Raw genomic sequence first — 1,377 nt, forward strand, 5'->3', positions numbered from 1 at the left:
GGCTACATGGACTCCCCTTTGTCAAGCAATAGCATCTCTTACAACAAGAAGATCTGACAGCAGCTCTACATTCGGCGTTTATTAGCTTTGTTACGCTATCGCCCTGATGATTTGCGCTTGAGCAATGCCTCATTCGTTAAACAGTGTTACGAACACTTCCTTACTAAACAGGCTTTCTTGCTCTCGGTCTGACCGTGTTATCGTCAATTGCTAATGCACAGACTCGGTGGGGTTAACCGTTTGGTTTAACCTCTTTACTTCATAAAAAGTTATTTTACATAATCTACCTGATATTCTTTTTCTGAGTGTAACAGTGCCCAAATTAATCGGGCGTTTTTAGCGGCCAATGCAACAGTCGCTCGTTTAAATCCTCGTCGCTCAACAAGGTCTTTTATCCACAAACTGGTTCTGTCGGTTTTGTTTTTACAATTAGCAATAACGGCTCTTGCGCCATGAATCAGTGAGGTACGAATATGCTTTTCGCCTCGTTTGCTAATGTGACCTAACCGAGCAACACCGCCCGTAGAGTATTGTCTTGGTACTAAACCAATCCATGCGGCAAAGGAACGACTAGTGTCAAAGTGCTTAGCGTCATTAACCGTTGCAACTACTGCGGTAGCGGTTATTTCCCCAATACCAGGAATACTCATTAACCGTTTAGCGTCTTTCATTTGGTTCGCTAGTGCGTGTAACTTTCTATCGTATTTGAGTATTTCATCATTTAAACCTTTGATGCTTTGCCATAAATCATTGAGTAATTCACGAGCAATGAAAGGTAAATTGTTTTCACCATCCTCCAAGATACCAGGAATGGCGCTTTGTGCAGAATAACGACCTTTAGGCATGATGATGCCGAATTCAGCGAGTAACCCTCTTAATCGGTTTATTCGTGCTGTTCTATCCTTTATTGCGCCTTGTCGAATGCGATGTAAGCAAAGAACGGCTTGTTGTTCTTCGCTTTTTATACTAACGAATCGCGTTTTTGGACGAGTAACTGCTTCACAAATAGCTTCAGCGTCATTAGCATCATTTTTTTCATTTTGTCGGTAGGGGATAACAAACTTACACGCCATGATACGAACATCATGACCGAGCTTGGTAAATTCTCTTGCCCAGTAATGCGCACCAGAGCAGGCTTCCATACCGATAATGCAGAGTGGTAACTTTGCAACTTCAGCTAACAGGTTGTTTCGTTTGATAGTTTTACGTAATTTACACTTGCTATGTTCATCTACACCATGAATACTGAAAACAAGTTTGGCTAAATCGATGCCAACGACTTTAATTAAAGACATATGGACTCTCCTTTGATTGAATGCTTACACTTTCAATATGGCACATAGATGCCGTTAGTAGGGGAGTCCATATCATTCGTTA

1 protein-coding gene is annotated in these 1,377 nt (G+C 41.5%); it reads right to left on the reverse strand.

Features of this window, described 5'->3' with window-relative positions:
* Positions 1 to 269 precede the first annotated feature (269 nt).
* Entirely contained in the window at positions 270 to 1,295 is a 1,026-nt protein-coding gene (locus tag H4J52_RS04765) for an IS110 family transposase (RefSeq protein ID WP_182223115.1), read from the reverse strand.
* Between the last annotated feature and the right edge of the window lie 82 nt (positions 1,296 to 1,377).

It is taken from the genome of Colwellia sp. MB02u-14 (assembly GCF_014076915.1).
GTDB lineage: Bacteria > Pseudomonadota > Gammaproteobacteria > Enterobacterales > Alteromonadaceae > Colwellia_A.